Raw genomic sequence first — 26,267 nt, forward strand, 5'->3', positions numbered from 1 at the left:
CCGGTGTTCGTCTGCGGCTCGGTGGGGGCTGGTCGCGCAGTTCCCCGCGCCCCTTAAGTGCCGCTGCGCGGCAATCCCCTGGGCGCCCCGGAGGGGCGCATCTCAGGGGCGCGGGGAACTGCGCGACCAGCCACAGACGGCCCGCAGACAAACCCCGGGCTGGTCAGTTCAGCAGATCCGCCACGATCTCCGTCGCCGTCATCCACATCGGCTGCGCCCCCGTACCGAACCCGGCGGCCAGCGCGTACCCGACACTCACATCCAGCGGCAGCGCCCCCGCGTTCTCGCGCCACTCCGCGTCGACGCGCCCGTCCCCGTCGCACTGGAGCGTGCCGAGGCGGCGGCCGTCGCGCAGCAGCCGGCTGCCCGCGAACGAGTCGGGGACCAGCCGGTAGCGGACGTCGCCGCACCTGGCGTCGACCCGGTAGGAGCGCCGCGTCAGACGCCCCTTGGCGATGTCGAGTCCGGCCGGTTCGCCGTCGACGGTGAGTGCGAGCCGGTCGGCGGCGCGGGTCCCGACGGGCGTGTGCGCGTCGGGCTCGCCGCCGGTGCGGCGCAGCTCGACGCGGGGGAGACCGTCGCCGGAGACGGTCACGGCACCGGCGACGGAGTCGAACTCCACGAGCGGCTCTTCGGGCTCGTGGGTGGGAAGCGCGTTCAGTTGTCCTGCTCCAGAATTCCGGACTGGGCGATGAGGTAGCCGAGCTGGGCCCGGCTGCCGCTGCCGAGAGCGGCGTTCAGTTTGGCGATGTGCGCGCGGCAGGTGCGTACGTTCATACCGAGCCGCCGTGCGATCGAGTCGTCCACGTGCCCCTCCACCAGCAGCTTGGCGATGGAGCGCTGGACGCCCGTGATGCCCTCCGCCTTGAGGGAGTACGCGACTTCCTCCTCCCACGGCACCGCGTGCAGCCAGAACTGGTCGAAGACGCCGACCAGATACTGCACCAGGCCCTCGTGCCGCAGTTCGAGCGCGACCCGGCGGTCGCTGCGCGCGGGGATGAAGGCGACCCGCCGGTCCACGATGATCAGCCGGTCGATGATCTCTTCCAGCGTGCGCACCTCAAGCCCGTACGGCGCGATGCGCTCCACGTAGCCGATCGTCGCGGAGTGGTGGCGGGCGGTGTGCTGGTAGAGGGTGCGCATGTCGACGCCCCGGTCGAGCAGCGGCTGGACCCGCCGCAGGCCCGACTCCAGGGTCTCGGGTCTGCGTCCGCTGCCGGGCTGGATGGTCAGCAGCTCCTTGGTGCACTCGTCGATGACGCGGTCCAGCGTCGCGTTGATGAGTTCGAGCCCCTCAAGGACCGTGATCGCATGGGTGCTTGCCGCGTCTTCGCTGGTGATGGCCATGAATGGCTCGAAAGTGCTGGCCAGCGACATCGACAGCTTCCTGCGCTCCTGAATCTCGCGTTCGAGCGGCTGCACGAGCTGGTTCAGGACGACGGAGGGAGGGACGGGCCGCAGCTGCTCCGCGTCGTCCGCATCGGGTCGCAGCAGCGCGAGATCGATGAGACAGGGAGCGGCCTGGGCTTCCGTGCGAGTTATTCCGCCGGTACGCAACGCGGTGGCGTAGAGGGTCTTGCCCATCTCGCACAGGTCTGTAGGGCCATGGCTATGTCCGAAGTGCCCCTGATACAACCGGATTACACCCCCCTCATACTCCTGAATTACAGGAACATGATGCCTGGCCTCGCTGGTGGAAGCGCTCAGAGTGAGCCATCGTCTTATGCGCGGGGGGAGGGAATGATCATAAAGAGGTGGAGATCGGCCATGAGCAGGATGGTTCGAGCACTCAGCGCTATAGCCGTTGTCACGGCTGCTCTTTGCGCTCTCGCCGCGAGTGGGGAACCCACGTGGGAGAGCAAGCCGTCCCACGGAACGGTAGCGGCTCCGGGAGAGCCCACCTGGGAGCACAAGCCGGTGACGCGGGTCCTGGCGGCTCCGGTGGAGCCCACCTGGGAGGTCGCGCCCGCGGGTGTCGGCGCATGAGCCTCCCGCCGGACGACCGGGTCTTCCGGCGCGAGATGGCCACGGCCTACCGCTCGGGGTGGCACTTCATCGACCTCGTCACGGCGATTCCCCACCGTGGCGATTCGTTGATGGTCACCCTGTTCGGCGAGCCGATCCTGGTCGCGCGTGAGGACGACGAAGACGTCCGTGCCTACCGGTGCCTCCGCCGGCCACGAGGGGCGCCGCAGCCGATTCGCTGTGCCGTGAGGTACGGCATGGTGTTCGTCAATCTGGACCAGCGTGACCACCAGCTGTTCGACCCCGAGTCATCTACCGCCACCCCCCGCAGCGCCTGAAGCGATTCCCCCGTCGTTGTAAATCGCTCAGGCGCTTCCCCCACACAGCGGCGCCATCGTGGACCTGAACACGGTGGCGCCGCTGTGCTGCGCCCGCACGGTCGGAACCCTCTCAGCCCTTGCCCATCGCCCGCTCCAGGACGATCTCGATCAGCACCCGGTCCGGGTTCTCGCGCGGCACCCGCCCGTACCGCTCGGCGTACCGCGCCACCGCCTCGGCGATCGGCCCCGGCTCCGTACGCACGTACGCCCGGCCCTCAAGAGTCGCCCAGCGGCGCCCGTCCACCTGGCAGACCGCGACGCGCGCCCCGTCGGGACCCGCGGCCAGCACGTTCATGACCTTCTTGCTCGACCTGTTGGCGATCACCCGGGCGACCCCGGCCTCCGGGTCGTACGTGACCCCCACCGGCACCAGGTGCGGGCTGCCGTCCGGGCGCGGGGTCGTCAGCGTGCACAAGTGCCGCTCGCGCCAGAAGCTGAGATAGGCCGCGTCGGGCCGCCGGGGGTCCAGAGGGGTACGGGTGCGGGTGGCCGGGGCGGCGGCCGGCTCCGTGGTCGTGGTCATGCGCCGAAACCTACGCCGAACACGTCCGGCGTACCTTGAGCGGAATGGGCTCAACTTTATGTACGCTGGACGAGTCATGGAGTTCGGACCCCTACGCCGAGGAGGAGAGACCGCACGTGGACGCCGAGCTGACCAACAAGAGCCGGGACGCGATCAACGCGGCCAGCAACCGGGCCGTGTCCGACGGACACCCGGACCTGACGCCCGCGCATCTGCTCCTCGCCCTCCTCACGGGCGAGGACAACGAGAACATCGTCGACCTGCTGGCGGCCGTCGACGCCGACCAGGCGGCCGTGAGGTCCGGGGCGGAGCGGCTGCTCGCCGCGCTGCCCAGCGTGACCGGGTCCACGGTCGCCCCGCCGCAGCCCGACCGTGAACTGCTGGCCGTCATCGCCGACGCCGCACGGCGCGCCAAGGAGCTGGGCGACGAGTACCTCTCCACCGAGCACCTGCTCATCGGCCTGGCCGCCAAGGGCGGCCGGACCGGCGAGCTGCTCGACCGGCAGGGCGCCACGGCGAAGAAGCTCCTTGAGGCATTCGAGACAGTACGAGGAGGACGGCGGGTGACCACCCCCGACCCCGAGGGCCAGTACAAGGCCCTGGAGAAGTTCGGCACGGACTTCACGGCCGCGGCCCGCGAGGGCAAGCTCGACCCGGTCATCGGCCGGGACCAGGAGATCCGCCGGGTGGTGCAGGTGCTCTCCCGGCGCACCAAGAACAACCCGGTGCTCATCGGCGAGCCCGGCGTCGGCAAGACCGCGGTCGTGGAGGGCCTGGCCCAGCGGATCGTGAAGGGCGACGTCCCGGAGTCCCTGAAGAACAAGCGGCTGGTCTCGCTGGACCTCGGCGCGATGGTGGCCGGGGCGAAGTACCGGGGCGAGTTCGAGGAGCGCCTGAAGACCGTCCTGTCCGAGATCAAGGCGAGCGACGGCCAGATCGTCACGTTCATCGACGAGCTGCACACGGTCGTCGGCGCGGGCGCCGGCGGCGACTCGGCCATGGACGCGGGCAACATGCTCAAGCCGATGCTGGCCCGGGGCGAGCTGCGGATGGTGGGCGCCACCACGCTCGACGAGTACCGCGAGCGCATCGAGAAGGACCCGGCCCTGGAGCGCCGCTTCCAGCAGGTCCTGGTCGCCGAGCCCACGGTCGAGGACACCATCGCGATCCTGCGCGGCCTCAAGGGGCGGTACGAGGCGCACCACAAGGTGCAGATCGCGGACAGCGCGCTGGTGGCGGCCGCGACCCTGTCCGACCGGTACATCACCTCCCGTTTCCTGCCCGACAAGGCGATCGACCTGGTCGACGAGGCGGCCTCGCGCCTGCGCATGGAGATCGACTCGTCCCCCGTGGAGATCGACGAGCTCCAGCGGTCGGTGGACCGCCTCCGTATGGAGGAACTCGCGCTCTCCAAGGAGACGGACGCGGCGAGCAAGGAGCGCCTGGAGAAGATCCGCCGCGACCTCGCCGACAAGGAGGAGGACCTGCGCGGCCTCACCGCCCGCTGGGAGAAGGAGAAGGAGGGCCTGAACCGGGTCGGCGAGCTCAAGGAGCGCCTCGACGACCTGCGCGGCCAGGCCGAGCGCGCCCAGCGCGACGGCGACTTCGACACCGCCTCCAAGCTGCTGTACGGCGAGATCCCGACCCTGGAGCGCGAGCTGGAGGAGGCGTCCGAGGCCGAGCAGGAGGCCGCCAAAGACACCATGGTCAAGGACGAGGTCGGAGCGGACGACATCGCGGACGTGGTCGGCGCCTGGACCGGCATTCCCGCCGGGCGCCTGCTGGAGGGCGAGACGCAGAAGCTGCTGCGCATGGAGGACGAGCTGGGCCGCCGCCTGATCGGCCAGGGCGAGGCGGTCCGCGCGGTCTCGGACGCGGTCCGGCGTACGAGGGCGGGCATCGCGGACCCCGACCGCCCGACGGGCTCGTTCCTCTTCCTCGGCCCGACGGGCGTGGGCAAGACAGAACTCGCGAAGGCGCTGGCGGACTTCCTCTTCGACGACGAGCGGGCGATGGTCCGCATCGACATGTCGGAGTACGGCGAGAAGCACAGCGTGGCCCGTCTGGTCGGCGCCCCGCCCGGATACGTCGGGTACGAGGAGGGCGGCCAGCTCACCGAGGCGGTCCGCCGCCGCCCGTACAGCGTGGTCCTGCTCGACGAGGTCGAGAAGGCGCACCCGGAGGTCTTCGACGTCCTGCTCCAGGTCCTCGACGACGGCCGCCTCACCGACGGCCAGGGCCGCACGGTCGACTTCCGCAACACGATCCTGGTGCTGACGTCGAACCTGGGCAGCCAGTACCTGGTAGAGCCCCTGACCTCCGAGGACGAGAAGAAACAGCAGGTCCTGGAGGTGGTGAGGGCGAGCTTCAAGCCGGAGTTCCTCAACCGCCTGGACGACCTGGTGGTCTTCTCGGCCCTCACCAAGGACGAGCTGGCGCACATCGCGGAGCTCCAGATCGCCCGCCTGGCCAAGCGCCTGGCCGACCGCCGCCTCGCCCTGGAGGTCACCCCCGAGGCCCTGGCCTGGCTGGCCGACGAGGGCAACGACCCGGCCTACGGCGCCCGCCCCCTGCGCCGCCTCATCCAGACCGCCATCGGCGACCGCCTCGCCAAGGAGATCCTGGCGGGCGAGGTCAAGGACGGCGACACGGTCCGCGTCGACCGGTTCGGGGACGGGCTGATCGTGGGGGCGGCGACGGGGAAGACGCTGTAGCCCGGCGGACCGGGCCCCCGACAGGCCTGTCACCCTCGCGGGTGGCAGGCCTGTTCCTGTTCGCGAACGGGGACTAGGATCAAGCAGAGCCATAATCCTGCAATTCACTTGTTCACAAGCGGGTTTTGGAGGTGGTAGCACGTGCTGTTGAGCTTCCGTGTCGCCAACCACGGCTCTCTGCGTGAACCGCAGGAACTGAACTTCGTACCGGCTTACGAGGACGAGCGGCCGGCGGTGACGGTGGCGGCGATCTACGGCGCGAACGCGTCGGGGAAGTCGACGATGGTGGACGCGTTCGAGTTCTTCGGTCGCGCCGTGCGCGATTCACAGGCGCGCTGGCTGCCCGGGGCGGACGTACCAAGGCGGCCGTTCCTTCTCGACCACGCGAGCCGTCACGAGCGGTCGTCGTACGCGGTGGACATCCTTCTCGACGGCGTGCGGTACGTGTACGGATTCGCTGTGACCGACACCGCCGTGGCCGAGGAGTGGTTGTACAGCTACCCCAAGGGGCGCAAGCGCGTCCTCTTCGAGCGCGATGGCACCGCGATGACGTACGGCGCGACGCTGACCGGCGAGCGGGTCGCCATCGAGCGGACTGTGCGGCCGAACAGCCTCTACCTCTCCGCCGCCGCACAGGCGTCGCACGAGCAGTTGGGGGCGGTATGGAGAGCGCTGACCGAGGGGCGCCGGGTCGTGGGGGACTCCGACCGCCAGTTCTTCACTCAGGCCGGGGCGGTGCTCACTTGGATCTACCAGGTCCTCGACGAGGAGGGCTTGCCGGTCGGGACGGACGTCCTGACGGCGGCCGACCTCGGGGTGCACGGGATCCGGCGCAGCCCGGAGAAGAGCGAGTTCGGCAGAAAGCTGCGCTTCCGGGACGGCCGGGCCCCGCAGGACGAGGTCGAAACGGCCTTGATGGACGCGGCCTCGGGGTCGCTTCAGTTCGTCCACAAAGTGGGGGACGAGGAGTTCCTGCTGCCCGCCGCCGCGGAGTCGGCCGGGACCAAGACCTGGTTGAACCTGGTGACGATGGCGCTCCGGGCCATTTTGGACGGAACCTCCCTGTGGGTCGACGAGATCGACGTCAGCCTCCACCCCCTGCTCACCGCCAAGCTCCTCTCCCTCTTCCAGAACCCCGAGCTCAACCCCCTCGGCGCCCAGCTCGTCTTCACCACCCATGACGCCTCCCTCCTCGGCACCATGCTCGGTGAGCAGGTCCTGCGCCGGGACCAGGTCTGGTTCGTGGAGAAGGCCCCGAAGACGGGTGCCTCCGAGCTCTATCCGCTGAGCGACTTCAAGCCGCGCAAGGGCGAGAACTTCGAGCGGCGCTACCTGGCCGGCAGCTACGGCGCCGTGCCGCTGCTGCCCGAGACCGCCTTCGAGGACATGGTCAGGAAGTACTGGGGGGCGCATGGCAAGGCAGTTCCCGCGTGAGGGATCGGGCCGTCGGCGCGGCCCGGTCCGCCAGTCGTCCCGCACCCTGCTGATCGTCTGCGGCGGCAAGGAGACCGAGCGCCAGTACTTGCAGGGGTTACGGGACCACCTGCGCAACCCCGCGATCTCCCTCGTGGTCCGGGGCAAGGCCTGCTCCCCGACGCAGCTCGTCGCGTACGCCCGTCAGCAGCGTGACCTGAACCGGGGCGGTTACGACGAGGTGTGGTGCGTCTTCGACGTGGACCAGTACGCCGATGTCCCCGAGGCCGTCACCGCCGCCCGGCGCTGCGGCATCAGGGCCGCCGTGTCCAACCCGTGCTTCGAGCTCTGGCTCCTGCTGCACTTCACGGAGCACCGCGCCTACGCCGCCACGTACAAACAGCTCCTGCCCCACCTGCAGAAACACCTGCCGGGGTACGACAAGACCCGGCTCGATTTCGCCGTCTACCAAGGCCGCCATAAGGAGGCCGCCGGGCGGGCCCGGAAGCTGGACCCCACCGGTACGGACCACCTGCTCAATCCCTCCACCGGGGTGTGGTGTCTCACCGATCGCATGACGAAGCGCTGACGCACCTGCGCCACAGGTGAGGGGATTCGGTCAGCCGTCAGCGGATACCCGTGGCGGGGGTTGCCAGCCCCCGCCCGGCATGGGGGAGGATGACCGGAACCGTACGAAGGAAGATTCACGATGAGCATCGACCCGTCCTCGATTCCGAATTTCGGGGCTCAGCCCGGCCCGCAGCCCACCGGTGGACCGGCCGGGCCCGTCGTACCCGACCAGGACCTGGTCAAGCAGCTCCTGGAGCAGATGGAGCTCAAGTACGTCGTGGACGACGAGGGCGACCTCGCCGCGCCGTGGGAGGAGTTCCGCACGTACTTCATGTTCCGCGGCGAGGAGGACCAGCAGGTCTTCTCGGTGCGGACCTTCTACGACCGCCCGCACAGCATCGACGACAAGCTCTCGCTGCTGGAGACGATCGACGACTGGAACCGCCGCACCCTGTGGCCGAAGGTCTACACGCACACCCACGACGACGGCGCCGTCCGGCTCATCGGTGAGGCGCAGATGCTCATCGGCACCGGCGTCGCCCTGGAGCACTTCGTGTCGTCGACCGTCAGCTGGGTCCGCGCCTCGATCGAGTTCGACAAGTGGCTCGTGGAGCAGCTCGGCCTGGAGAAGGACGCCGAGGGCGACGACGAGGGCGACGCCCCCGGCGACGACGCCTGAGTCACAGCGCCATCGGGGCCAGCGTCAGCAGATACGCCCCGTACGCGAACGACAGCCCGGCCAGGGCCGCGGTCACCGTGACCGCCGCCCTCGGCCGGGCTTTCGTCAGCGCGGCCGCCAGCGGCAGCAGCAGCGGGAAGGCCGGGAGCAGGAACCTCGGCTTCGACTCGAAGAAGCCCGAGCCGCCGACCGTGATCACGACCAGCACCGCCGTGTAGACGAGCACGGGCAGGGGCGGCCGCTCCAGCAGGAACAGGGCGAACAGGAGCAGCGCCGCCGCCGTGATCATGAACGCCATCGTGTAGCCGAGGTCGTACGGCCCCGTCGCCAGCTTCCGTACGAAGCGCAGCGAGCCGCGGCCGAAGTCGTACCTCGACGTCCAGTCGGCCTGGACCGCGAAGTAGCCGCGCAGCGGATCACCTTTTCGGGCGCCGACCGACAGGACGTATCCGCACCAGCCGAGCGGCGCCGCGAGCCCCGCCGCCCACACCCGCCAGTCCCCCCGTACGGGCCGCCCGCCGCGCCACAGCGCCGCCGCGGCCGCCGCCGTGACCGCAGCGGCCACCGCGACCGCGTTCGGCCGCGAGAGGCCCGCCAGGGCCGCCAGCGCGCCCGCCCACAGCCAGCGCCGCTCCAGGACCGCCCACAGCGCCCAGGCGGCCAGTGCCGTCATCACCGGCTCGGTGTACGCCATCGACAGCACGATGGAGTGCGGCAGCAGGCCCCACAGCAGGACGAGGGCGGTCGCCGTGCGGCGGCCCGCCAGGCGGTCGCCGACCGCGTAGATCCCCCACGCCGCCGCGGCCGCCGCCGTCCAGGAGACCAGCAGCCCGGCCGTGCCGCCCGCCACCGGCAGCGCTGTCCTCACCGCCCGCAGCAGGCTCGGGTAGAGGGGGAAGAACGCCAGGTCGCTCTGGACCACCCCGCCCGGCCAGTACAGCGTCCGCCCGTAGCCGTTCGCCGCGATCTTGATGTACCAGTCGGCGTCCCACGTCGTCGCGAGCAGCGCGCGCGGCGAGCGCCCCAGGTGCCAGGCCCACCCCGCCAGGCACAGCATCCCGGTGAGCCGGGCGGCGGCGAACAGCCCCAGCGCGGGGGCCGCCCGGCGCAGCGCGGTCAGCCTTCGCGGCGTGGCCAGGGCGGCGCCGGACCGGCGTACGCGGGCGGTGATCTCGGCGGACAGGGGGCACCTCCGGGCGCGCGCGTAGTCGGTCCCGCGGGCCTGCCCCGCGAGCTCAGCCCGCGAGCGCCTTCAGCCGGGAGACGGCCTCTTCGAGCACACTCTCCCTCTTGCAGAAGGCAAATCGGACGAAAGGCGCGCCCGCGTCCCGGTGGTCGTAGAAGACGGCGTTGGGAATCGCCACCACCCCGCAGCGCTCCGGCAGCGCCCGGCAGAAGGCGAAGCCGTCGCCGCCGTGCGAGAGCTCCCCGCCCAGCGGGCGGATGTCGGTGGTGACGAAGTACGTGCCCGCCGGGCGGTACACCCCGAAGCCCGCCGCCGCCAGGCCCTCGCTCAGCAGGTCCCGCTTGGCCCGCAGGTCGTCGCGGAGCGCGGTGAAGTAGGCGTCGGGCAGCGCCAGCGCCTCGGCGACCGCGTACTGGAAGGGCCCGGAGGCCACGTAGGTGAGGAACTGCTTGGCCGAGCGGACGGCCGCGACAAGGTCGGGCGCGCCGGTGGCCCAGCCGACCTTCCAGCCGGTGAACGAGAACGTCTTGCCCGCCGAGCCGATCGTCAGCGTGCGCTCCCGCATCCCCGGCAGCGTCGCGATCGGCACGTGCTCGCCGTCGAGGACCAGGTGCTCGTACACCTCGTCGGTCACCACCAGCAGGTCCCGCTCGCACGCCAGCTCGGCGATCGCCGTCAGCTCCGCGCGCGTGAGCACGGTTCCGGTGGGGTTGTGCGGGGTGTTGAGCAGGATGAGGCGGGTGCGCGGGGTGACGGCGGCGCGCAGCTCGTCGAGGTCGAGGACATAGCGGCCGTCCTCGGGCCGCAGCGTCACCGGGACGCGGGTGCCGCCCGCCATGGCGATGCAGGCCGCGTACGAGTCGTAGTACGGCTCCAGGGCGATCACCTCGTCCCCCGGCTCCACCAGGGCCAGCAGCGCGGCCGCGATCGCCTCGGTGGCGCCCGCCGTCACCAGCACCTCGCGGTCCGGGTCGAGGGCGAGCCCGTAGCGCCGCCGCTGGTGGTCGGCGATCGCGGTGCGCAGCTCGGGGACGCCCGGGCCCGGCGGGTACTGGTTGCCGCGCCCGTCGCGCAGCGCCCGCACGGCGGCCTCGCGCACCTCCTCGGGGCCGTCGGTGTCGGGGAAGCCCTGGCCGAGGTTGATGGCTCCGGTCGCCGCCGCGAGGGCGGACATCTCGGCGAAGATCGTGGTGCCGAACTCGGCGAGGCGGCGGTTCAGGAGGGGGCGCGCGCTGGAGGTCATGGCCGCCATCCTGCGCGGAACCTCTGGAGTTGCTCAAGTCTGCTTTCGCGCGCGATGACCGAGGGCATCCCCCTGTCACGCACGAGAGAAGAACGAAGGACGGTGGGGGAGATGGGATATGTCGTCGCGGGGGCCGTGCTGGTACTGATCTGGTACGTCGTCGGCAGGTTGACCAGGGGAAGCAACGCCAAGTGGCGGCGGGGGTGGTATTCGTCCGGATCGGGCCGCTCGTCCGGCTCGGGCGGCTCCTCCTCCGGGTCCTGGTGGGCCGGTGACGGCGGCGGCAGCGGTGGTGGTCACGGCCACCACGGCGGCCACTCGTGCGGCGGTGGCCACTCATCCTGCGGGGGCGGTTCGTCCTGCGGGGGCGGCGGCTGCGGCGGTTCCAGCTGACGGTGCGCGGCGGTCGCGGCTGACACGGGGCAGCCGATTCCGCCCGCACGCCCCTTCCGCGCGCCCGGCGGGCAGACACCCGCCGGGCGCCTTTACGTGCACCCTCGGGTTGAACAGTTGAACCGTGTTGCATCCCAGGGGATGGAAACCCCGTCAAGTTGGGTAAAAACGCTGTGCGCGCCCCGCACTTCATGATTCCCTCGCTGTTGAGAACGCAGCCCACGGACCCCCACCGGGCGGACCTGAGCGGGCGGTCCCCCCTTCCCTCGCACCGGTTCCGGGGTGACCCCGGTCGTCCACCCTCCACATGTGTGTTTTTGCGGAGCCCACCCATGCTCACGACTCTCAAGACCGTCTACACCGACACGCGTGCCAGTGACCTCGCCTGGGCTCTGGGCCGGGAGCCGCTGCCCGCGCTGGCCGTCCTCAACCTCGAACTGTCCGGCGCAAAGGTCCAGTTGAGGCTTCTCGGCGCCTCCCACCAGGTCCTCCTCGAAGAGGAGCAGGGCTCCTGTTCGGAGACCGTCGCCTGTATGCCCGGCAGCAGCACGCCGCTGCCCCTCGGGGTGGCGAAACGTCTCGGGGAGTGGGAGTACGAGTTCGCCGCGCGGGTGGAGACGCTGTCCGGGGGCTCGTTCGCGGGGCGCGCCCAGGAGCTCCTCGCGCTGGTCGCGGACCACCCCAACGGTCTTGCAGGGACGTTTCCCGGCTCGCCGCACGCGTTCACCGCGATGCTCGCGCAGCGCGGCGAGGGCCAGGTGCGCTGGCGGACCTGGCACGCGTACCCGCAGGAAGGGCAGTTGGTGGTGACCCGTACGAGGGTCGGTGTCCGGATGGCGGCGCCCGTCGCGCTCTGAGAATGCGTGCAGGCAGGAGGGGGTGTACCGCCACTCCGGGGACCGTAATTCCCTCCGCAGTGCGCGAGTTGCACTCTTGTGGGTGACAAGATGTCAGCGAGTCGTGACGTAGCGTTCCCATCATGATCGAACCGTCTGTGTCCGTCCTGCCCTGTGGCATCCCGCCGCCGGCACCCCGGCGCAGCACCGCGCGGTTCATCGTGCTCGGCATCGTGTTCATCTGCGCGGCCTGCGGACTCGTGTACGAACTCGAACTGGTCGCCCTCGCCTCGTACTTGATCGGCGACTCGGTCACCCAGGCCTCCGTCGTGCTGTCCGTGATGGTCTTCGCCATGGGCATCGGCTCCCTGCTCGCCAAACGGCTGCGGCTGCACGCCGCCGTCGGCTTCGGCCTGATCGAGGCGGCCCTCGCCCTGGTCGGCGGCTGCTCGGCGATGGTCCTGTACGCGACGTTCGCCTGGCTCGGCGGCGCGCGGTACGCACTGGTGGCGTTCTCGCTCGCGATCGGCGTGCTCATCGGCGCCGAGATCCCGCTCCTGATGACCCTGATCCAGCGCGTCTCCCGGCAGGACCCGGGCGGCACGGTCGCGGACCTGTTCGCCGCCGACTACGTGGGAGCGCTCGTCGGCGGCCTCGCCTTCCCCTTCCTGCTGCTGCCGCTGCTCGGCCAGTTGACGGGCGCCCTGCTGACCGGCGCGGTCAACGCGGTGGCGGGCGGCGCGCTGGTGCTGTGGCTGTTCCGGCGCGATCTCACCCCCCGCGCGCGGTGGTGGCTCTTCGCGGCGAACGTGCTGGTCCTCGCGGTGCTCGCGACGACCACGGCACTGGTCGGCGCCTTCGAGCAGGCGGCGCGGCGCGCGGTGTACGGGGGCCAGGTGCGGGTCGCGGTGCAGACCGGGGTGCAGGAGATCGTCCTCACCGGCAGCCGCACCGGCGGCCCCGGCGGCTCGCTCGACCTCTTCCTCGACGGGCGGCTGCGCGTCAGCGGCCGCGACGAGCACCGCTACCACTCGGCCCTTGTGGGCCCCGCGATGGGCTCGGGCCCGCACGGGCGGGTGCTGATCCTGGGCGGCGGGGACGGCCTCGCCGCGCGCGAGGCGCTGCGCTACCCGGGCGTGCGCTCGGTGACCCTGGTCGAACTCGACGCGGGCGTAGTCGACTTGGCCCGCAACGACCCGGCCCTGTCGGCGCTGAACGGCCATGCGTACGACGACCGGCGGGTGCGGCCGGTGGTCGCGGACGCGTTCGGCTGGCTGAGGGGTCCCGGCCGTTCGACCGGGCCGTTCGACGTGGTGGTCTCCGATCTGCCGGACCCGGGCATCACCCCGAGCACCAAGCTCTACTCGGAGGAGTTCTTCGGCCTCGCCGCGCGGGTGCTGGCGCCGGGCGGGCGGATCGTGGTGCACGCGGGCCCGGTCGCGACGCGGGAGCACACGTACTGGACGGTGGAGTCGACGGTACGGGCGGCGGGCCTGTGGACCGTGCCGTACCGCGCGACGGGCCGCCTCACGGGCTTCACGGCGGGCCCCGACCGCGCCTCGGACGCCACGAAGGCCCCGCACGACTGGGGCTTCGTCCTGGCCTCGCCGACCGGGCCCCCGGGGGCCCCGCTCGCCCCCGAGCTGGAGCCCCTGGCGGACGCCCGCCCCCAGGCCGAGCTGCCCCCGTCGACGCTGGTCCACCCGCGCTATACGGGATGAGGGGGGTTCGCCGCCGCCCGTCGCGCAGTTTGCGCAGACGTGACGGCCACCCCTGAGTAGGCTCGTTTCCCATGGAGCATGAGGTGTTCGTTCCGGTTGAGGTCCAGTCACTCCGCCAGACGCTGCGGGACCCGGCGAGGGTCGCCCGCTGCGTCCCCGGCCTGCAGCAGGACGCGGGCGAGCCACCGGTGGCCGGACGGCTGAAGCTCCGTGTCGAGGGGCACACGATCACCTACCGGGGCACGCTGCGGATCACCGAGCTCGACGAGGACACGTTCGGCGTGGAGGCGGAGGGCACGGAGGCGCGCGGCACCGGCGAGGCGAAGCTCTCCCTCACCCTCCGACTGACCCCCGAGCCCGAGGGCACCCGCCTGTCCTTCACCGCCACGGCGACGGCGGACGGCCGCGTCGCCACGGCGACCCCGGAAGGGGCCAGGGCGTCGGCCGCCCGCCTGCTGGACCGTTTCGGCGCGGCGCTCGCCGCGGACGCGGGAGGCCGGGGCGAGGGGGCCGGGGCCGCCGGGGACGGGGACGCGCGGGCAGCCGAGGGCGCGGGTGAGCCGGACCCCGCCGGGCCGACCGCTTCGGGGACCGGGACCGGGGCGGCCTCCGCCGAGGCCGGCGGTGGGGAGACCGGCCCCGCTGAAGACGCCGCGCCCCACGAAGGCCCGGGCCACTCCGTCTTCGACGCCGTCGTCCCGCCGCCCTCGCTCGATCCGCTCGCGGAGGAGGAGTTCGACGTTCCCGGGGACGCCGACTACGTACCGGCCGAGGCCGCGCACGCGCGGCGGACCATGATCGGGCGCAGCGCCGAGGAGGTCGACCACGCACCGCCGCGCGGGCGGTACGCACCGGTGCCCGCCCCGGCGGGCGCCGGCGGGGCCACCCTGCGCTGGGTCGCCCCGGCCGCGGCCCTGGCGCTCGCCTCCGCCGTGGTGGTCGGACGCGCGCTGCGCCGCCGCCGCTGACCGCACCACTCCGGCCAACACGGCGGCGCGCGCTCCGGCGCGTGCGGTGACGCAAGTAGTGTCGGGGGCGTGAGTAGCGACAAGAGTGTCCGGCTGGCGGCCGGCGACGTCGAGTTGACGGTCCGTCCGGACCTCGGGTGCCGGATCGAGAGCCTGCGCATCGGCGGTACGGAAGTGCTGCGCCAGGGCGAGCACTACGGCTCGTTCCCGATGGTCCCCTGGTGCGGCCGCATCGAGCACGGCGAGTTCCGCAACGGCGGCACCAAGTACCAGCTGCCGCTGAACTCCCCGCCGCACGCCATCCACGGCACCGGCCGCGACACCGCCTGGAAGCGGGTGCGCGCCGGTGAGACCGAGTCCGGCCACGCGGAGGCCCACTTCACGTACGACCTGGCCGAGCCCTGGCCGTACACCGGTCGCGTCACCCAGATCTTCGAGCTGTCCGAGAACGCGCTGACGCTCACCATGGGCGTCGAGACGTACGGTGACTCCTTCCCCGCGCAGGTCGGCTGGCACCCGTGGTTCCTGCGGAACCTGGGCGGTGAGGACGTACGGCTCGGGTTCACCCCCGCCTGGCAGGAGGAGCGCGGCGACGACCACCTGCCCACCGGCCGCCGCATCGACCCGCTGCCCGGCCCCTGGGACGACTGCTTCGGCATGCCCGACGGCGTCGACGTCACCCTCACCTGGCCGGAGCAGCTGGAGCTGAAGGTGACCAGCCGCAGCGAGTGGGTGGTCGTCTACGACGAGCAGGAGGAGGCGGTGTGCGTGGAGCCCCAGTCCGGCCCGCCCAACGGCCTCAACACGCTCCCCAGGCTCGTGACGCCGGTGGACCCGCTGGAGCTCGCGACGACCTGGAGCTGGCGGCGCCTTTGAGGCGGCGCCTTTAAGCTGGCGGACATGACTGACGTACGCGCTGACCTGCTCCAGCAGATCAAGGACAAGGCCGTGGTGCACGGCAAGGTGACCCTCTCGTCGGGTCGGGAAGCCGACTACTACATCGACCTGCGCCGGATCACGCTGGACGGCGAGGCCGCGCCGCTGGTCGGTCAGGTCATGCTCGACCTCACCGCCGACCTGGACTTCGACTGCGTCGGCGGGCTGACCCTGGGCGCCGACCCGGTGGCGACGTCGATGCTGCACGCCTCGGCCGCGCGCGGACAGCGCCTGGACGCCTTCGTCGTGCGCAAGGCGCAGAAGGCGCACGGCATGCAGCGCCGGATCGAGGGCACGGACGTCAAGGGCCGCCGCTGCCTGGTGGTCGAGGACACCTCCACCACCGGCGGCTCGCCGCTGACGGCCGTCGAGGCGGTGCGCGAGGCGGGCGGCGAGGTCGTCGCCGTGGCCACGATCGTCGACCGGGGCGCGGCCGACGCGATCGCCGAGGCGGGTCTGGCGTACCTCACGGGGTACCGGCTGGGCGACCTGGGCCTGGCGTAACGAGGACCTGGCGCAACGGGCGAAATGCCCGGAGTGCCGGTGCGGCCGTAACCGGTCCGGGGTACCCGGCAAGATCGCCTGACGGGCACTCCGAAAGTGGTGACCTAGGTCCCTGAGCCCACCCGTACCGGCTCTGACCTGTGCTTTCCCCGAGGGGGCGGCTGTTTCACGTGAAACAGCCGCCCCCTTGTCCGTCCGCAGGGTGGAGCCGGGCGCAGAGTCTGGAAAGATGGGCCGCGACGATGACGTCGCCCCCAGGTCAGGGCCAGCACATATCGCACACCCCGCACATCACAAGGAGCGGACAGATGCCCATCGCAACCCCCGAGGTCTACAACGAGATGCTCGACCGGGCGAAGGCAGGCAAGTTCGCCTACCCGGCCATCAACGTGACCTCGACCCAGACCCTGCACGCTGCCCTGCGCGGCTTCGCGGAGGCCGAGAGCGACGGCATCATCCAGATCTCCACCGGCGGCGCCGAGTTCCTGGGTGGCCAGTACAACAAGGACATGGTCACCGGCGCGGTCGCCCTGGCCGAGTTCGCGCACGTCGTCGCCGCCAAGTACGACATCACCGTCGCGCTGCACACCGACCACTGCCCCAAGGACAAGCTGGACGGCTATGTGCGTCCGCTCCTGGAGGTCTCGGCCGAGCGCGTCGCCAAGGGCCTGAACCCGCTCTTCCAGTCGCACATGTGGGACGGCTCCGCCGAGACCCTCGCGGACAACCTGGCCATCGGCCAGGAGCTGCTCGCCAAGGCCGCCGCCGCCAAGATCATCCTTGAGGTCGAGATCACCCCGACCGGCGGCGAGGAGGACGGCGTCAGCCACGAGATCAACGACGAGCTGTACACGACCGTCGACGACGCGCTGCGCACCGCCGAGGCCCTGGGCCTGGGCGAGAAGGGCCGCTACCTGCTGGCCGCCTCCTTCGGCAACGTCCACGGCGTCTACAAGCCGGGCAACGTCGTGCTGCGTCCGGAGCTCCTCAAGGACCTCCAGGAGGGCGTCGCCGCGAAGTACGGCAAGGCCTCCCCGTTCGACTTCGTCTTCCACGGCGGCTCCGGCTCCAGCGAGCAGGAGATCGCGACCGCGCTGGAGAACGGCGTCGTGAAGATGAACCTGGACACCGACACCCAGTACGCCTTCACGCGTCCGGTCGCGGACCACATGTTCCGCAACTACGACGGCGTCCTGAAGGTCGACGGCGAGGTCGGCAAGAAGTCGACGTACGACCCGCGCACCTGGGGCAAGCTCGCCGAGGCGAGCATGGCCAAGCGCGTCACCGAGGCGTGCGCGAACCTGCGCTCGACCGGCACCAAGCTGAAGTAGCGGCGCGCGGGCCCATCGCCCGCGCTCCCCCGCACGAGGCCCGGCCTCCCCCGCTCGGGGGGTGCCGGGTCTCGTGTGTTCGGCGAGAGTGGATGCATGAGCGTACGGATGGGCACGGCGGCCGGGCGGTGGGTGCTGTTGACGACCGTGCTCGGGTCCGGGATGGCGATGCTCGACTCGACCGTGGTCAATGTGGCCCTGCCGCGCATCGGGGCGGACCTGGACGCGGACATGGCCGTCCTCCAGTGGACGGTCAACGCCTACATGCTCACGCTCGCCGGGCTGATCCTGCTGGGCGGGGCGCTGGGCGACCGGTACGGGCGCCGCAAGGTCTTCGTCTTCGGCGTCGTCTGGTTCGCCGCCGGGTCGCTGCTGTGCGGCATCGCGCCCGACGCGGGCATCCTGATCGCCGCCCGCGCCCTCCAGGGCATAGGCGGCGCGCTCCTCACCCCCGGCTCCCTCGCCCTCATCCAGGCGAGCTTCCACCCCGACGACCGGGCCAAGGCCGTCGGCGTCTGGTCCGGGCTCGGCGGGGTCGGGGCGGCCGTCGGCCCGTTCCTGGGCGGCTGGCTGGTGGACGGCCCCGGCTGGCGCTGGGTCTTCCTGCTGAACGTCCCGCTCGCCGCGCTGTGCGTCCCGGTGGCGCTGCGGCACGTACCGGAGTCCAAGGACGCGCGCGTGCACACGGCCCGGTTCGACGTCACCGGGGCGGTGCTCGGGGCGCTGGCGCTCGCGCTGGTGACGTACGCGCTGATCGAGGCACCCGGGCAGGGCGCGTCGCCGCTGGTGGTGGGCGCGGCGGTGGCGGGTTTCCTGCTGGGCGTGGCCTTCGTCCGCCTGGAACGCCGCCTGCCCGACCCCATGCTGCCGCCGGAGATCTTCGCGTCGCGCCAGTTCACGGCGGTGAACGTGGTGACGGTGTGCGTGTACGCGGCGTTCGGCGGCTTCTTCTTCCTGGCGGCGCTCCAGCTCCAGGTGGTGGCGGGGTACTCGGCGCTGGGCGCCGGCGCCGCCCTGCTCCCCACCACGGTCCTGATGCTCCTGCTCTCGGCCCGCTCGGGCGCGCTGGGCGAGCGGATCGGCCCGCGCATACCGCTGACGGTGGGGCCGCTGCTGTGCGCGGCCGGAATGCTGCTGATGCTGCGGGTGGGCGAGGGCGCCTCGTACGTACGTGACGTGCTCCCCGCGGTCGTCGTCCTCGGCCTGGGCATGGTCACCCTGGTCGCGCCGCTCACCGCGACCGTGCTCGGGTCGGTGGACGCGGGGCGGGCGGGTCTGGCTAGCGGGATCAACAACGCGGCGGCGCGGGCGGCGGGGCTGATCGCGGTGGCCGCGCTGCCCCTGGTGGCGGGCATGTCCCCGTCGGCCTACCGCTCGGCGGCGGAGTTCGGGTCCACGTTTCGGCGGGCGATGCCGGTGTGTGCGGGGGTGCTGGTGCTGGGGGCGGTGCTGGCGTTCTTGACGGTCCGCCGTCCGCCGGTGGGGGTGTGCCATCCGGAGTGCCGGGTGTCGTGCGGGGTGACGCCCCCGCTGGAGCGCGACCGGGGGGTTTGACCCCACCCCGCCCCTTCCCTAAAGCCCTCTGGCGGGCGGCCGGGCGGGGGCTCCGCCCCCAGACTCCGTGCTTTGTCTGCGGACCGTGGTGGGTTGCTCGCGCAGTTCCCCGCGCCCCTTGAATGCCGCTGCGCGGCATCCCCGGGGCGCCCCGGAGGGGCGCTTTTAGGGGCGCGGGGAACTGCGCGACCAGCCCCCACCGGCCCGCAGACGAAGGAGGTCCGGGGGCGTAGCCCCCGGGAAAGCCACCTCCACCCCCGGAGGGTTTCGGGAAGGGGCGGGGAGGGGCCGAACCCCCGGTGGGAAGCGGACGCGGCAGACTGGACCCATGTCCATTCACGAGAACCTCCTCGGCGGCCCCGCCCCGACCCACCTCCCCGACGACCCCGAACCGCGCGACCTGCTCGCGCAGGGCACCGCCCCCGCCGACGTCGCCGCCAAGTACCCCACCTCCTCCCTCGCCTGGGCCCAGCTCGCGGACGACGCGTTCGACGCGGGCCGCACGGTCGAGTCGTACGCGTACGCCCGCACCGGCTACCACCGCGGCCTCGACTCGCTGCGCCGCGCCGGCTGGAAGGGCCACGGCCCGGTGCCGTGGGAGCACGAGCCCAACCGCGGCTTCCTGCGCGCCCTGCACGCGCTGGCCCGCGCCGCCCAAGCCATCGGCGAGCAGGCCGAGTTCGAGCGCTGCACCACGTTCCTGCGGGACTCCTCGCCGCTCGCCGCCGACACGCTGAGCTGACCTGCGCGGATTCGTACCGTCCGGACAACTCCCGTACGGACGGTACGATCGCACGCACCATCGATTACCGGACAACTCAACGAAAACCGCGGATCGCATCCGGCGCTGGCGCACGAGGCCCCACACCTCTTCCCCCCAACTCCAGCCGTGACAAGGGGAGAAGTCTGTCTTGGGCAAGCGAGCAGCCCGCAACGGAGCCCGTCGTGGCCATGGCCACCCCCGACCCCGTAGCCGTGGCAGACGCTCGGCCCGGCGCCACCCGCGCGCCCTCCTCCTCGTAGGCGGCCTCCTCGGCCTCGCCCTCATCTGCGGCGCCGCACTCGCCGAGTGGCGCGGCGGCGACACCGACACCCCCGAGCCCGGGTACGCCGCCGAGACCCCCCTCGGCTCCCGCGCCCCCCTCCCGGCCGCCCCGTCCCCGAAGCCTTCGAAGAAGAAGGACGAGAAGCGCGACAAGGAGAGCGATTCGGGGAAGAAGGGCAGTGACCTTCCCGCCTCCGGGCCCGGCACCTTCACCCCCGCCCGCGCCTCCGGCGCCCCCGTCGGCACCGGTGGACCGCTGCGCCGCTACAAGGTGCTCGTCGAGGACGGCGTCGACGTCTCGCCGCGCCAGGCCGCCACCGAGATCCAGGCGATACTCGCCCACCCTCGCAGCTGGGCCGCGCACGGACGTGGCCGGTTCCAGCTGGTCTCCGGCGGTGACAGCGCCGACGTGACCATAAAGATCGCCACCCCGGCCACCACGGACCGGCTCTGCGCGGTCAACGGCGACACCCACGGCGAGCTGAACTGCGAGGTCGCGGGCGGTGTCGTGGTCAACCTCAAGCGGTGGGTGAAGGGCTCGCCGCAGTACGACGGGCCGCCCGCCGAGTACCGGCACCTGATCATCAACCACGAGATCGGCCACATGATCGGCTTCCACCAGCACATGGACTGCCCGGGCGAGGGCAGGGCCGCGCCGGTGATGATGCAGCAGATCAAGGGCCTGAAGGGCTGCAAGTCCAACGCGTGGCCGTACTCCAGGGGCGGCGCGTTCGTGGACGGCCCGGCCGTGCCGTAAGCCACTTTCCGCGCCCTGACGAGGGTGGGCCGGGCGTGCTTATGATGCGGGTGGGGACCGGGGCTCCGATGCCGATGAAGGAAGGGGCGGACCGCTACCCGGACACATCAGGGAGACAGCGATGTCATCAAAGATGTCCGAACCGGTAGAAACCGCCGGAGCCGCTGACGCCGCCGGAGCCATCGACCCGGCCGCCGCCCCCAATCTGGACTTCGCGGGCACCACGCCCTACGAGGACTACGTCCAGGCGGACGTCCTCACCCACCTCCAGCAGCTGCGCTCGGACGACCCCGGCGAGATGGTCTTCCTGGTCACCACCCAGGTCATGGAGCTGTGGTTCACCGTGATCGTCCACGAGTGGGAGACCGCCACGCGCGCGTTGCGCGAGGACCGGGTGCCGGTGGCCGTGGACGCGCTCAAGCGTTCCGTACGCGAGCTGGAGGCGCTCAACGCGTCCTGGACGCCGCTCGGGCAGCTGACCCCGGCACAGTTCAACTCCTACCGCGCGGCCCTCGGCGAGGGCTCCGGCTTCCAGTCGGCGATGTACCGCCGGATGGAGTTCCTGCTCGGCGAGAAGTCGGCGTCCATGCTGGTGCCGCACCGGGGCGCGCCGCGCGCGCACGCCGAGCTGGAGAAGGCGCTCCAGGAGCCGAGCGTGTACGACGAGGTGCTCGCGCTGCTCGCGCGCCGCGGGTACGCCGTCCCGGCCGCCGTCCTCGACCGCGACCTCTCCCAGCGGTACGAGCCGTCGCCGCAGGTCGAGGCGGTCTGGGCGGAACTTTACGCCGGGGACCAGAACGGGGAACTCGTGCGCCTGGGCGAGGCGTTGACCGATGTGGGCGAGCTGGTGTGGCGCTGGCGCAACGACCATCTGGTGGCGACGAGGAGAGCGATGGGCGCGAAGACCGGCACGGGCGGTTCGGCGGGCGTGGCCTGGCTGGAGAAGCGCGCCGCGAAGAACGTGTTCCCCGAGCTGTGGACGGCGCGCAGCCATGTCTGAGGCACTGGCCGGCAAGGCCGCGGCGCTGGACGCCGCAGACGAACTCGCCAAGCACCGCGACCTGTTCGCGCTCGACGAGGCGACCGTCTACCTCGACGGCAACTCGCTGGGCGCGCTGCCCCGCCATGTTCCGGCGCGGATGCAGGAGGTCATCGCCCATGAGTGGGGCGAGCTGCGCATCCGCTCCTGGGACGAGAGCGGCTGGTGGACGGCGCCGGAGCGGATCGGCGACCGCATAGCGCCGCTGGTCGGGGCGGAGCCCGGCCGGATCGTGGTGGGCGACTCCACGAGTGTGAACGTCTTCAAGGCCCTGGTGGCGGCGGTGCGCCTGGCGCCCTCCGACCGCGACGAGATCCTGGTCGACGAGTCCACGTTCCCGACGGACGGGTACGTGGCGGGGTCCGCGGCGCGGATGACGGGCCGGGCGGTCCGGGCGGTCGCGCCCGGCGAGATGGCCGCGGCGGTCGGTCCGCGTACGGCGGCGATCCTGGTCAACCACGTCGACTACCGCACGGGCCGGCTGCACGACCTGCCCGGCATCACCGCGGCCGCGCACGCGGCGGGGGCGCTGACGGTCTGGGACCTGTGCCACAGCGCGGGCGCGCTGCCGGTGGGCCTGGAGGCGCACGGGGTGGACTTCGCGGTGGGCTGCACCTACAAGTACCTGAACGGCGGGCCGGGTTCGCCCGCGTACCTGTACGTACGGGGCGACCACCAGTCGTCCTTCGACTCGCCCCTTCCCGGCTGGAACTCGCACGAGGATCCCTTCGGGATGCGGGCGGAGTACGTGCCGGGTTCGGGTGCGGTGCGGGGCCGTGTGGGCACGCCGGACATTCTGTCCATGCTGGCCCTGGAGTCGGCCCTCGACGTCTGGACGGGCGTCTCGATCGAGTCCGTCCGGGCGAAGTCGCTGGCGCTGACGGATTTCTTCCTGGAGTGCGTGGAGGCGTACGTGCCGGCGGGGCGGGTTGCTTCTGTCACTCCGGTGGCGCACGGGGAGCGGGGGAGTCAGGTCGCGCTCCGTTGCGACGATGCGGGGTCGGTGATGGCGGCGCTCATCGCGGCGGGCGTCGTCGGCGACTACCGCCGCCCCGACGTCCTCCGCTTCGGCTTCACGCCGCTGTACGTGGGGTTCGGGGACGCGGAGAGGGCGGCACGCGCGCTGTCGACAGCGCTGGGTTAGCCCCTCCCCGCCCCTTCCCTAAACCCTCCGGGGGTGGGTGGGGGAGGAGGTGGTTCTCCCGGGGGCTGCGCCCCCGGACCCCTGGGCGGGGCCTGCGGCCCCTGCACCCCGCTCCGTTCGGCTGCGGATCGTGCTGGGTTGCTCGCGCAGTTCCCCGCGCCCCTAGGCAGTTAGGGGCGCGGGGAACTGCGCGACCAGCCCCCACCGGCCCGCAGTTGAAGAACCAGCCGCCCGGCTGAGGGCTTTCGGGAAGGGGCGGGGTGGGGGAACCCGCCGGGGCGCAGCCCGATAGCTCGGCCCGGGCCGCGAACCCCCTGGTAGCGTCCGCGTCCGACCCGCGCAAGAGAAGGTGACCCCATGCACGACCCCGCCGCCAGGGACGCCGCCGAAGCCGCCGCGGCCTTCTCGCATCCACCCGTCCCCCCGGACACCACCGCCCCGTACGGCCCCCACCCCGACCAGGTCGTCGACTTCTACGCACCCAGAGGCGACGCCGACGGCGCCCCCCTCGTCGTCGCCCTCCACGGCGGCGCCTGGCGCGAGCGGTACGACCGGGCGCACCTCACCCCGTTCGTGGACTTCCTGGCCAGGCGCGGATTCGCCGTGGCCAACGTCGAGTACCGGCGGGGTGGCCTGCTGCCGCAACAGGGCCGAGGACCCGTCGCCGGACGGTGGCCGGACACCTTCGACGACGTGGCCGCCGCCCTCGACGCCCTCCCCGAACTCGCCCGCACCCACCTCCCTGCCGCCGACCTCCGCCGTACCGTGATCACCGGGCACTCCGCCGGCGGCCACCTCGCCCTGTGGGCCGCGGCCCGCCACGTGCTGCCGCCCGGCTCCCCGTGGCACACCCCCGCCGCCGCCTCCCTCCGCGGCGTCGTCGCCCTCGCCCCCATCGCCGACTTCACCACGGCGGTGGCGTTGGACGTCTGCGATGGGGCTGTCGCACAACTCATCGGTGGGAAGCAGCAGTTGGGCGTGCGCGCAGCCGCCGCCGACCCCGCCGTCCTCCTCCCCACCGGCGTCGCCACCACCCTCGTCCAGGGCCGGGACGACATCGTCGTGCCGCAGGCCGTGGCCGAGGCGTACGTCGACGCCGCCGCCCGGGCGGGGGAGACCGTCGGGTTCACCCTGCTCGAAGGCGTCGGCCACTTCCCCCTCATCGACCCCGCCGCCGACGCCTGCGCGGTCGTCGCCGAGGAGATCGCCCAGCTGGCGTACTGAACGACCGGCTGTAGTACCTGAGGCGGACCCCGTCGGATCCGTACCGCAGGGGACGCCCCGGCCGCCCGCCCCCGCCTACCGTGGGCACGTGACCGAGACCCTCAGCTCCGAGCCGCCGGGGAGCACGCCGGGCAACGGCGGGCGCAGCCCCGAGTTCCTGCTCGCCATGGACGCGTTCGGCGGGCTCCGCCGGGACCTGTTCCGGGACGCCTTCGCCTACCGGCCGCTGCCGCCGATGCGGACGGACGGCCCGCTCACCCGCCGTCTGCCCGACCGGCTGCGCGGGTACGCCGCCTGGAGCCCGCACGCGGCCGTGCTCTTCGTCGCGCTCTGCGCCGCGCTGATCATGTACACCGACGGGAGCCCGGGCGGGGGCCCGTACATGCTCGTGTGGGCGGCGATGGGCCTGCTCGTCGGGGCGCCCGTCGCCATGACCCTGATACGGCCGGTCGGCGCCTGGTGGGCGATGTGCGCGAGCACGGTGCTCCTGGGCGTGCTCAGGCCGGGCGGCAGCGGCTTCTCCGGCTGGCCGTGGCCGGCGGGCGCGTTCCTCGCGCAGCTCGCCGTGATGGTGGTGGTGGCGCTGCGCACCCGGCCGCGTACCGCCGTGTGGATGTGGGTCCTCACGCTGGCGCTCGGCGCGGTGATGGGGATTCCCGGTCGCGGCGGCGTCGGCACGGACGACGGGCCGATGGCCGTCACGTCCGCGATCCTGCTCCTCATCGCCGTCGTCGTGAACGTCCGCCGGGACGCGGAGCGGAAGATCACCGTCCAGCAGTCGGTCACGGCCGTCGAACGCGACAAGCGGGCCGTGCTCGAAGAGCGCACCACCATCGCGCGCGAGCTGCACGACGTGGTCGCGCACCACATGTCGGTGGTGGCCATCCAGGCCGAGGCGGCCCCGTACCGCGTCGAGAACCCGCCGCCGGAGCTGACGCAGGCGTTCGCGACGATCCGTGAGAACGCGGTGGCGGCGCTGACGGAGCTGCGCCGCGTGCTCGGTGTCGTACGCGCGGAGGACTACGAGGCGCCGGACGCGCCCCAGCCCACCCTCGCCGACCTCGACCGGCTCCTGGCGAACGTACGCGACGCCGGGCTCGACGTGACCAAGGCGGTCACGGGCGCGGTGCGCGAACTCCCGCAGGGCGTCGAGCTGTCGGCGTACCGCATCATCCAGGAGGCCCTCAGCAACGCCCTGCGGCACGCGCCGGGCGCGGCCGCGCGGGTGGAGGTCGGCTATGTGCTGGGCGGGGTGGGCCTGCGCGTGGTCAACGGCCCGCCGACGGGCCCGGCCGCGGCGTCGCCGGGCAGCGGGCACGGGATCACGGGGATGCGGGAGCGGGTGGCGATGCTGGGGGGCGAGATGACGGCGGGCGAGGTGGAGGAGGGCGGCGGTTACGAGGTGACGGTGTTCATCCCGGTGACGGCGGCGACGGCGGAGGAGGCATGAGCGACGGGAGCATCCGCGTACTGATCGTCGACGACCAGATGATGGTCCGCGAGGGCTTCTCGGTCCTGCTCAACGCCCAGCGGGACATCGAGGTGATCGGCGAGGCGGTCGACGGCCGGGAGGCGGTGGCCAAGGTCCGCGAACTCCGCCCGGACGTCGTCCTGATGGACATCCGGATGCCCGAGATGAACGGGATCGAGGCGACGCGGGAGATCGTGGCGGCGGACACGTCGGCGAGGGTGCTGGTGCTGACGACCTTCGACCTCGACGAGTACGTGTACCAGGCGCTGCGGGCGGGGGCGTCGGGGTTCCTCCTCAAGGACGCGTCCGCGCGTCAACTGGCGGAGGGGGTACGGGTGGTGGCGTCCGGCGACGCGCTGCTCGCGCCGTCGGTGACGCGGCGTCTGATCACGGAGTTCGCGCGGTCGGTGCCGGTGCGGCGGGGTTCGGTGGGCGCGGTCCAGGTCGAAGAGCTGACGGACCGCGAGACGGAGGTCCTGGTCCTGATCGCCCAGGGCCTCTCCAACGCGGAGATCGCGGAGCGGTTGGTGGTGGCGGAGTCGACGATCAAGACGCATGTGAGTCGGGTGCTGGTGAAGCTGGGCCTGCGGGACCGCACGCAGGCGGCGGTGTACGCGTACGAGTCCCGCCTGGTATCCCCGTCGTAGCCAGGCCCCACCCCGCCCCTTCCC

At 72.2% G+C, this 26,267-nt stretch carries 25 protein-coding genes; 20 read left to right on the forward strand and 5 right to left on the reverse strand.

Features of this window, described 5'->3' with window-relative positions; genetic code table 11:
* Positions 1-163: 163 nt before the first annotated feature.
* Together QIY60_RS14090 and QIY60_RS14095 are read right to left on the reverse strand one after the other, a co-directional pair.
* The gene (locus tag QIY60_RS14090) at positions 164-622 is read right to left on the reverse strand and encodes a hypothetical protein (RefSeq protein ID WP_283142736.1); all 459 of its coding nucleotides are present in this window, start codon (positions 620-622) and stop codon (positions 164-166) included.
* Between the two features lie 35 nt (positions 623-657).
* Positions 658-1,584 (reverse strand): helix-turn-helix transcriptional regulator, encoded by a 927-nt coding sequence (locus QIY60_RS14095; protein ID WP_283142737.1) that lies wholly within the window; start codon positions 1,582-1,584, stop codon positions 658-660.
* Between the two features lie 398 nt (positions 1,585-1,982).
* On the opposite strand from QIY60_RS14095, the gene QIY60_RS14100 reads away from it, so the two are divergent.
* Positions 1,983-2,303, forward strand: a complete 321-nt coding sequence (locus tag QIY60_RS14100) for a (2Fe-2S)-binding protein (protein ID WP_283142738.1) — start codon at positions 1,983-1,985, stop codon at positions 2,301-2,303.
* Between the two features lie 112 nt (positions 2,304-2,415).
* On the opposite strand, the gene QIY60_RS14105 is transcribed toward QIY60_RS14100, so the two are convergent.
* The gene (locus QIY60_RS14105) at positions 2,416-2,868 is read right to left on the reverse strand and encodes a TIGR03618 family F420-dependent PPOX class oxidoreductase (RefSeq protein WP_283142739.1); all 453 of its coding nucleotides are present in this window, start codon (positions 2,866-2,868) and stop codon (positions 2,416-2,418) included.
* 116 nt (positions 2,869-2,984) lie between these two features.
* Between QIY60_RS14105 and clpB the strand changes: the two genes are divergently transcribed.
* The 4 genes from clpB to QIY60_RS14125 all read left to right on the forward strand — a co-directional run bounded on the left by clpB (position 2,985) and on the right by QIY60_RS14125 (position 8,244).
* Positions 2,985-5,582, forward strand: coding sequence for an ATP-dependent chaperone ClpB (gene clpB, locus QIY60_RS14110; protein ID WP_283142740.1), 2,598 nt, complete (start codon positions 2,985-2,987; stop codon positions 5,580-5,582).
* 141 nt (positions 5,583-5,723) lie between these two features.
* Positions 5,724-7,016 (forward strand): ATP-binding protein, encoded by a 1,293-nt coding sequence (locus QIY60_RS14115; RefSeq protein WP_283142741.1) that lies wholly within the window; start codon positions 5,724-5,726, stop codon positions 7,014-7,016.
* Positions 6,994-7,584: an RloB family protein gene (locus QIY60_RS14120; protein WP_283142742.1), complete on the forward strand. Its 591-nt coding sequence runs from the start codon at positions 6,994-6,996 to the stop codon at positions 7,582-7,584. Before QIY60_RS14115 ends, QIY60_RS14120 begins: the two co-directional genes overlap by 23 nt.
* Positions 7,585-7,704: 120 nt before the next feature.
* Complete coding sequence (locus QIY60_RS14125; RefSeq protein WP_283142743.1) at positions 7,705-8,244, forward strand: YbjN domain-containing protein; 540 nt, start codon at positions 7,705-7,707, stop codon at positions 8,242-8,244.
* Position 8,245: 1 nt separating this feature from the next.
* Here QIY60_RS14125 and QIY60_RS14130 read toward each other — a convergent pair whose 3' ends face one another.
* Both QIY60_RS14130 and QIY60_RS14135 read right to left on the reverse strand, forming a co-directional pair.
* The gene (locus QIY60_RS14130) at positions 8,246-9,301 is read right to left on the reverse strand and encodes a glycosyltransferase family 39 protein (RefSeq protein ID WP_283142744.1); all 1,056 of its coding nucleotides are present in this window, start codon (positions 9,299-9,301) and stop codon (positions 8,246-8,248) included.
* A gap of 178 nt (positions 9,302-9,479) precedes the next feature.
* A complete protein-coding gene (locus tag QIY60_RS14135) occupies positions 9,480-10,682 on the reverse strand; it encodes a pyridoxal phosphate-dependent aminotransferase (RefSeq protein ID WP_283142745.1) in 1,203 nt (400 codons plus the stop codon).
* 102 nt (positions 10,683-10,784) lie between these two features.
* Between QIY60_RS14135 and QIY60_RS14140 the strand changes: the two genes are divergently transcribed.
* The 15 genes from QIY60_RS14140 (at position 10,785) to QIY60_RS14210 (ending at position 26,243) form a co-directional block, all read left to right on the forward strand.
* Positions 10,785-11,066: a hypothetical protein gene (locus QIY60_RS14140; protein WP_283142746.1), complete on the forward strand. Its 282-nt coding sequence runs from the start codon at positions 10,785-10,787 to the stop codon at positions 11,064-11,066.
* 332 nt (positions 11,067-11,398) lie between these two features.
* A complete protein-coding gene (locus QIY60_RS14145; RefSeq protein ID WP_283142747.1) occupies positions 11,399-11,923 on the forward strand; it encodes a DUF2617 family protein in 525 nt (174 codons plus the stop codon).
* 122 nt (positions 11,924-12,045) lie between these two features.
* A complete protein-coding gene (locus tag QIY60_RS14150) occupies positions 12,046-13,623 on the forward strand; it encodes a polyamine aminopropyltransferase (protein ID WP_283142748.1) in 1,578 nt (525 codons plus the stop codon).
* A 71-nt stretch (positions 13,624-13,694) separates the two neighbouring features.
* Complete coding sequence (locus QIY60_RS14155; protein ID WP_283142749.1) at positions 13,695-14,591, forward strand: SRPBCC domain-containing protein; 897 nt, start codon at positions 13,695-13,697, stop codon at positions 14,589-14,591.
* 69 nt (positions 14,592-14,660) lie between these two features.
* Positions 14,661-15,467, forward strand: a complete 807-nt coding sequence (locus QIY60_RS14160; protein WP_283142750.1) for an aldose 1-epimerase — start codon at positions 14,661-14,663, stop codon at positions 15,465-15,467.
* A 24-nt stretch (positions 15,468-15,491) separates the two neighbouring features.
* Positions 15,492-16,031, forward strand: a complete 540-nt coding sequence (gene pyrE / locus QIY60_RS14165) for an orotate phosphoribosyltransferase (protein WP_283142751.1) — start codon at positions 15,492-15,494, stop codon at positions 16,029-16,031.
* A 308-nt stretch (positions 16,032-16,339) separates the two neighbouring features.
* A complete protein-coding gene (gene fbaA, locus QIY60_RS14170) occupies positions 16,340-17,362 on the forward strand; it encodes a class II fructose-bisphosphate aldolase (protein WP_283142752.1) in 1,023 nt (340 codons plus the stop codon).
* Between the two features lie 96 nt (positions 17,363-17,458).
* Positions 17,459-18,916, forward strand: a complete 1,458-nt coding sequence (locus QIY60_RS14175; RefSeq protein ID WP_283142753.1) for an MFS transporter — start codon at positions 17,459-17,461, stop codon at positions 18,914-18,916.
* A 328-nt stretch (positions 18,917-19,244) separates the two neighbouring features.
* Positions 19,245-19,658, forward strand: a complete 414-nt coding sequence (locus tag QIY60_RS14180; protein ID WP_283142754.1) for a DUF3151 domain-containing protein — start codon at positions 19,245-19,247, stop codon at positions 19,656-19,658.
* 169 nt (positions 19,659-19,827) lie between these two features.
* Complete coding sequence (locus QIY60_RS14185; RefSeq protein ID WP_283142755.1) at positions 19,828-20,718, forward strand: DUF3152 domain-containing protein; 891 nt, start codon at positions 19,828-19,830, stop codon at positions 20,716-20,718.
* Positions 20,719-20,839: 121 nt separating this feature from the next.
* Positions 20,840-21,718: a tryptophan 2,3-dioxygenase family protein gene (locus tag QIY60_RS14190; protein WP_283142756.1), complete on the forward strand. Its 879-nt coding sequence runs from the start codon at positions 20,840-20,842 to the stop codon at positions 21,716-21,718.
* Positions 21,711-22,901, forward strand: a complete 1,191-nt coding sequence (gene kynU / locus QIY60_RS14195; RefSeq protein ID WP_283142757.1) for a kynureninase — start codon at positions 21,711-21,713, stop codon at positions 22,899-22,901. Before QIY60_RS14190 ends, kynU begins: the two co-directional genes overlap by 8 nt.
* A gap of 357 nt (positions 22,902-23,258) precedes the next feature.
* Positions 23,259-24,125 carry an alpha/beta hydrolase gene (locus tag QIY60_RS14200; protein ID WP_283142758.1) on the forward strand — a complete coding sequence of 289 codons (867 nt, stop codon included), beginning with the start codon at positions 23,259-23,261 and terminating at the stop codon, positions 24,123-24,125.
* Positions 24,126-24,291: 166 nt separating this feature from the next.
* Positions 24,292-25,575 (forward strand): histidine kinase, encoded by a 1,284-nt coding sequence (locus QIY60_RS14205; RefSeq protein WP_283145923.1) that lies wholly within the window; start codon positions 24,292-24,294, stop codon positions 25,573-25,575.
* Positions 25,572-26,243 carry a response regulator transcription factor gene (locus tag QIY60_RS14210; RefSeq protein ID WP_283142759.1) on the forward strand — a complete coding sequence of 224 codons (672 nt, stop codon included), beginning with the start codon at positions 25,572-25,574 and terminating at the stop codon, positions 26,241-26,243. Before QIY60_RS14205 ends, QIY60_RS14210 begins: the two co-directional genes overlap by 4 nt.
* Positions 26,244-26,267: the final 24 nt, after the last annotated feature.

The organism is Streptomyces sp. BPTC-684, from assembly GCF_030028635.1.
Lineage (GTDB): Bacteria > Actinomycetota > Actinomycetes > Streptomycetales > Streptomycetaceae > Streptomyces > Streptomyces noboritoensis.